The organism is Vibrio sp. 10N.286.49.E11 (assembly GCF_041469505.1).
GTDB classification, from domain to species: domain Bacteria; phylum Pseudomonadota; class Gammaproteobacteria; order Enterobacterales; family Vibrionaceae; genus Vibrio; species Vibrio crassostreae_C.
Genome location: NZ_JBFRKQ010000007.1, coordinates 80,295 through 86,650 on the forward strand (window position 1 = coordinate 80,295; position 6,356 = coordinate 86,650).

At 39.7% G+C, this 6,356-nt stretch carries 4 protein-coding genes and 2 pseudogenes; 5 read left to right on the forward strand and 1 reads right to left on the reverse strand.

Going from position 1 to position 6,356, the window contains the following annotated elements:
* The first annotated feature begins 126 nt into the window (after window positions 1-126).
* The 3 genes and pseudogenes from AB4167_RS02175 (at window position 127) to AB4167_RS02185 (ending at window position 2,872) form a co-directional block, all read left to right on the forward strand.
* A complete protein-coding gene (locus AB4167_RS02175) occupies window positions 127-936 on the forward strand; it encodes a sulfite exporter TauE/SafE family protein (protein WP_372136061.1) in 810 nt (269 codons plus the stop codon).
* Window positions 937-1,163: 227 nt separating this feature from the next.
* Window positions 1,164-1,493 (forward strand): annotated as a pseudogene (locus AB4167_RS02180) (metal-dependent hydrolase); the annotation flags it as partial.
* A 459-nt stretch (window positions 1,494-1,952) separates the two neighbouring features.
* Window positions 1,953-2,872: pseudogene (locus AB4167_RS02185) on the forward strand (IS5 family transposase).
* A gap of 356 nt (window positions 2,873-3,228) precedes the next feature.
* On the opposite strand, the gene AB4167_RS02190 reads toward AB4167_RS02185, so the two are convergent.
* Window positions 3,229-4,443 (reverse strand): hypothetical protein, encoded by a 1,215-nt coding sequence (locus tag AB4167_RS02190; RefSeq protein ID WP_372136062.1) that lies wholly within the window; start codon window positions 4,441-4,443, stop codon window positions 3,229-3,231.
* 562 nt (window positions 4,444-5,005) lie between these two features.
* On the opposite strand from AB4167_RS02190, the gene AB4167_RS02195 reads away from it, so the two are divergent.
* Window positions 5,006-5,785 carry a hypothetical protein gene (locus AB4167_RS02195; RefSeq protein ID WP_372136063.1) on the forward strand — a complete coding sequence of 260 codons (780 nt, stop codon included), beginning with the start codon at window positions 5,006-5,008 and terminating at the stop codon, window positions 5,783-5,785.
* Between the two features lie 126 nt (window positions 5,786-5,911).
* The gene (locus AB4167_RS02200; protein WP_102336615.1) at window positions 5,912-6,139 is read left to right on the forward strand and encodes a YegP family protein; all 228 of its coding nucleotides are present in this window, start codon (window positions 5,912-5,914) and stop codon (window positions 6,137-6,139) included.
* Window positions 6,140-6,356: the final 217 nt, after the last annotated feature.

Sequence of the window (6,356 nt, forward strand, 5' to 3'; positions counted from 1 at the left end):
ATATTCATGATCTATTCTGTTTGAATATTTAAGCCGGTGTCAGTTATATTAATTAGCTTGATGGAAATATAACCGCATTAATAGTGTGTTATTTAAGACGATTAATTTAATTAAGAGATGGATGAAATGAGTGAATTGCTGTTGTTGATTTTATACTGTGCATTATTAGGCAGTGGTGTTGGTTTTCTTGCCGGGCTTTTGGGGATTGGCGGAGGGCTGATCATTGTTCCGGTGCTAAGCAGCATTTTACTTCACTTAGAGATTCTACCTGCGGATCAAGTGGTTGTTGCGGCCATCGCTACTTCGTTGGCATCAATACTTTTCACCTCTACTTCTTCTGCACTCGCTCACCACAAGAATGGCAAAGTGCCTTGGGATCTGGCGCCTTGGATCATGCTCGGTGTTGCTCTGGGTGCATTGGTTAGTGGTTTTATGGCGGCGTTGTTACCGGAAAAAGTCGTTCGTATTGTGTTTGCTGTGAGTGTGGTTCTTATTGCGATCAAGATGTTCTTAAGCAGCAAAAATGATGCGCCTAAGGAACGAAAACTGCCGAACAAAGGTGTGCTCACTGTGCTGACAACCATTACGGGTGGCTTATCTGCCATGATAGGTATTGGTGGCGGAGCATTGCTGGTTCCGCTATTAACGTTCTTCTCTGTCGATATGAAAAAGGCCATCGGTTGTGCCTCGGCTTGTGGCATTGTGATCGCGTTGTTTGGCTCGATAGGTTACATCAGTTCAGGCAGCAGCCACTTTGCTCTATCAGATGGCTTTGCTGGCTTTGTTTATCTGCCTGCGCTGTTGGGTATTGTGTGCACGTCTTGGTTTACGGCTCCGTTAGGCGCAAAAGCCACCAACCATTTACCGGTTCCAACGGTTAAGAAAATCTTCTCAGTACTGCTGGTGGTTATCGCAGCAAGCATGGTTGCTCGTTAATAAAAGATCGTTCAAGTGTGAATATACAGAACAAAAACGAATAAATTGATCAACCACCAATAATTAGAAAGGGGCAGTTTCATAACTGCTCTTTTTTTGTTTATCGGTCTATGCTTATACAACTATGTACATGAGTATATTGATAAAACCGTTTAGTTATGAACAGTTCACCGCTATAGCTAAATGTATTTTGTTTGATTCAACGGAATGCTATCAATGAGTGATTTATGGATCCTTTAACGCAGGGCGTGTTAGGCGCTTCTTTGTCACAATCTGCCAGCAAAAAACAACATTTGGTTGTTGCTGGGGTATTAGGGCTGCTCTCCGGGTTAGCACCAGATTTGGATGCACTGATTAAGTCTCAAAGTGACCCTTTGTTGGCTTTGGAATTTCATCGACAATTTACCCATTCACTCTTCTTTATTCCCATTGGCAGTTTGATCTGCGCTTTGGTTCTGCATCACCTGATTGCAAAAAAACGTTGGCTTTCTTTCAAACAAAGTTGGCTGTTTTGCGCTCTGGGCTATGGTACTCATGCACTGTTAGACGCTTGTACCAAATCGAAATACTGACTGATTTTCTGTTAGGCTGTTAGGTAAATGAGTGATAGTTCTGCGTCTAGCAATAGTCGAGAGATACAAAGTGAAATTTTAAATACAAAGATTCCCTACTAACAGTTTATTTTGTTATTGAGTAAATTTTGTAGAATAGACTACTAGAAAATAGACATTGATAAAAATAACGATGATAGATTTTCTGTTAGTAAATGAGGCTTTGTATGACAAAGGGTATTTATATACATAATATTTGGCGTGTTATTGTGTGGTACAGAGCATCCTGAAGGGATAATCGGTAGGCGGGGCCTATACTATCTGAATCGTCACCGTCTGATTAGGTGCTCATTAACTCTCTATCATATTATTTAATACTCTACAGAGGCTTTGTTGCGTAATTCAATGGAACTAAATCAAGAACCTACGATCTGATCAGCTACCACCACTCTCTCTCGTAGCCTTATGCCTAAACCTTGTTACAAAACAACCAACTGGAAGCAATACAACCAATCGCTCATTAACCGTGGTTCTCTGACCTTCTGGATCGATGAAGAAGCAATAAGTGGGTGGGCGCAAAGCAAACAGAATAAGCGCGGGAGGCCACGTCGGTTCAGTGATTTAGCTATTACGACAGCACTCATGGTGAAACGAGTTTTTTCTATGCCACTGAGAGCGCTGCAAGGATTTATCGACTCGATATTTAGGTTAGCCCATGTGCCGTTAAGTTGTCCGCATTACACCTGCATCAGTCGTAGAGCCAAGCAAGTTGAGGTCTCATTTAAGACTAAAGCGAGAGGAGCGATACAACACCTAGCCATTGATGCAACTGGCCTTAAGGTTTATGGCGAAGGTGAATGGAAAGTCAAAAAACACGGGACGGATGGCAAGCGGAGAGTCTGGCGAAAGCTGCATATTGCAGTTGATACAAGCACTCATGAGATCATTGCCGCCGAGCTAAGTTTATCAACGGTTACAGATGGTGAAGTACTCCCGGACCTACTGAAACAAACACGTCGAAGCATCCTTGAGGTGTCTGGTGATGGCGCTTACGACACGAGAGCGTGTCGCGCTGCTATTAAGATGAAGCGAGCCGTTGCGCTTATTCCCCCAAGAGAAGGGGCAGCCTTCTGGGAGCGTGGTCATCCTCGAAATCTCGCCGTGGGTTGCCAGAAATTATACGGCTCAAATAAGTATTGGAAAGAGCGGTATGGATACCACAAACGTTCATTGTCAGAAACAGCGATGTATCGAGTTAAACAGTTGCTAGGAGGACGATTGAGCTTAAGAAATTACAATGCCCAGGTGGGTGAAACTTACGCGATGATAAAAGCGTGAACAAGCTTACTGGGTTAGGTATGCCTGAAACTTGTCGTATTGATTAAGAAATACGCGAAACGGGGTTGTTCTATCTTTAAATTTAATTACGCAACAAAGCCCTTTTCCTCTGCTATTTCATTCCGCAGAGGTTATATGAACCGACGATAGCAAACACGCTTTTACCTACTATGAGTTTTACTTGATTACGTTCTCAATGTAAGAACAAACTATTTCGTGTGCTTTTGCTAGTATTGATCTAACCGATCAGTTCATAATTCATTTACTTACAATTAATTACCTACTAAATCTGACTTATTGCGCTCATATTTAAGATCATGAGCGCTGTCAAAATTAGGCAACCCGTTAGCACGTTTTTATGAGTAGTCGATGACTAGGATTGGTCATCGAGTACTTAAGACCGTTAATTATATGAGTCATGCTTGTAACGAAGCGTCATATACTTATCTTCGTATGAAAGGTTAACGGAAATGTCAGTTTGTTGAGATCTGAAATCAACACTCCTTGTTCGGTATTTGTTATACGGAATGTCCATTCCGGTCTCTTTGTAGTTTTTTCTTGCAACAAAATTTCGAACATCTTGGAAGACGGACTCACTTTGGGTTTTAAACGAGGTCTCGATTAAAACCAATTTATCTTCACACTTGCCTTCCCCATATTCTAGGAAAGCAAATCTAACTTTATCGATTTTTGGAAGGGAGAGGTTATTACCCTTTATGTACCTCTGCTCTTTGATAAAAATCGGATTTTTGCCATTGTTATTAAAGCTGTAAAAAGGAGAACTAGATGATAAATAATCTCTCGAGTTTGTTAGCTCACAGCTACTGCTTATTCCCATCTTTAGTCCGTAAAGCTCAACTGGTTTTTTGTTGGTGCACAGTTTTAAGTTATCAGGGTTACCTGAGCAAAACACAAAACGGTCAGACTTAAGAGCGTCAATGAAATCAGCTTTAGCACCACTCTTTATACTTTCAGAAAGATCCGATACTTGAGTGCTAAGATTGTCCTTTGCATTAAATGATATGAATGGATAGCTTTTCCTGCTTAAGCTGTAGAAATCAACCTCCGATTCTAGTTCTAAGTCAGGGTTGGCATCGCTCACAAGGCGATAAATTTGTCTGTATTTTGTTGCGAGTTGATGTAGTTCTTGCATTTCAGGCGTGTATATTTCTAACGCCTTTTTGTATTCAAGTTGCAGTTGCCTTGGTAAGTTACCAAGATTTACAACTTTATCCTCATCAGTGAAGTTATATTGAAACGCATAAATTCCGTCAGTATCGTCTCGGAGCACTCTTAACTTAATTTTCCAGCCATCATCACTGTAAAGATCATAGTAATAATTTCGAGCAGTATTGATGCTTGGGTATTGTTGAGCAACATTAAAGGCAGCAAGGGAAAGAGCGCTATTCACAAGGTAATTGTCGTAACTATCTCCAATTACAGGCTTGAAGCTGCGGTCGATCACTACAGGTTCAGATGGAACAGTTGAACTAGAAGATGTGACGGATGATGAGCATCCTGATAACGCCAATAGCAACGTAATTGCTATTTGTTTTTTTATGATGGAGAGTGACATGATGATGTTTCCGATTTGATTAATTACCCATAACTTGCGCAATGGTCTTTCCAACCGTTGTGAAATGAATATCCACTTAACATCTAGTGTTGAGAGCGCAGGTATTGGTTGATCCATTTAGAAATTTGATTGAGATTATTATGTAACCTGGTTTTTATGTCTACAGAATTAGTCACAATTCGATAATAAACAGAACCCATTAAATCGTTAATTTATAAGTGGTTATAAGTCTACTAGCAGTTAACAGCGAGAATTGGATGCCAAGGCACTGTGAACTTTTTACCTGGAACGAGTATTTATTGAAGGGCGCCACCTCTAACGGTAGGTTGTATGAGCAGTACTACCGATAGCGGATATAAAGTTAACGATTTGCCGTCCTTTAATTTATTCATGAATTGCTAATTTAGCAAAATCACTGACTCAGAAATGTCCAGAGACTTCTCAGCGGTGATCATGGCTTACTAAAAATTACCCTATTCTAGGCTAGATCTGTTCTGTTTCTCATTTCTATATGAGGTCATTTGACCTATTTTTTCTTATGCCACAAAGTGTCTATGGATTTGGTGGCAATTCACACCTCGACAAAAAGGATTTATTCGAGCAAATGAAAACGATAACAGTTGAAAAGGGTGACATAGAGCTAGGCCTTTGGACTTTCGAAGATAATAAACTCACTACAGGGACTTACAACGTACAAGAAATACCTATACAAGACGTTGTTAAGCTTCAAAAGAATGAGGCAATAGGAAAGAAGTATTACGTAACTGTTGAGTTAGGTTCTACTCAATCTTTCGTTGCTACTATGAAAGAAAAAACTTACTTGGCTATCTATGATAGTTTTGTGAAGCTTGGCAACAACCCGATCTCAACAGAACTTCCGTTAAAAAGAAAATCGAAGAAAAATGTGGTTTGGTCGGTGTTAGGGGGGGTATTTTTGGTCGGTATATTTTCTGGCTCTGGCTCAGATTCTCGACCAGAAGAATGTGACTTTTTGTCTGACGATAAATTAAGTACAAGGGCTTGGAACAAAGAGTATAAATCTTGTAACTCCGATTATTTAAATATTGACGCAAATATTGTTGGCTCATCTGGAATGCCCAACAACATTGCATACTATTACCAGAAAGGTCAGGCTTGGTTAGTGCTGAATATGAATGCTCCTAACAACACTAAAAGGTCATTTGATAAACTAGTTTCTTCGGCAAAAACTCTGTCACTAAAAAGCACTGGACTGGAACTACCGACAGAAATTGCAGAAGCAGTTAAAGATCACTCAAAACTGCCTTTATCTATGGCTAATGGTAAACATCGTTGGAAACTAGTTAAGGAACAATGGCCAAGTGGCAATGGTTATGAACTCAAGTTCTACCTCTATGATTTATAGACTTTTTGATAGGTGTGTTTTGATTTCTTTTGTGCTGTTGCTGTATACCCGACTTGAATGTCTGAAAATGATCCGTATCAGTCACTAAACCATGCTCATATAAACATCTTAGAGGGATTTAATTTAATGGATAATGAACAGTTATTAAGAAACGCAGTTAATCAAGCACTCAAAAAGAAAGAGGGCCGTTATGAAGTAATGAAGAGTTCCGACGAACGATTTTACTTTGTATTAAAAGCCGGAAATGGTGAAGTTGTTTTAACTAGTCAAATGTATAAGGCTAAAGCTTCGGCACTAGATGGCATAGAGTCTATTAAGATTAATGCAAACTCTAGAGTTGATGATTTAACTTAATCTCAAAAAATGGGGGGAGTTTCCCCCATTTTCACCTTTTAATTGATTTTATAAATTAGATTCACAGTTTAAGCAGCCTAGTTGAAGTTTTTATCTCTAGCACGGAGTTAATTTCTAATAAGCCTATGCTAGTCAACATTTGCCTTATAAAAAATTATTCATGAATTGCTAATGTTCGATTTTTAGTAACGCATTTATGTCCGTGCGACCTGAGGTC

Coding starts and splice junctions, on each gene's coding strand:
- AB4167_RS02175 (WP_372136061.1), top strand. CDS start 127: ATGAGTGAATTGCTGTTGTTGATTTTATACTGTGCATTATTAGGCAGT.
- AB4167_RS02200 (WP_102336615.1), top strand. CDS start 5,912: ATGGATAATGAACAGTTATTAAGAAACGCAGTTAATCAAGCACTCAAA.
- AB4167_RS02195 (WP_372136063.1), top strand. CDS start 5,006: ATGAAAACGATAACAGTTGAAAAGGGTGACATAGAGCTAGGCCTTTGG.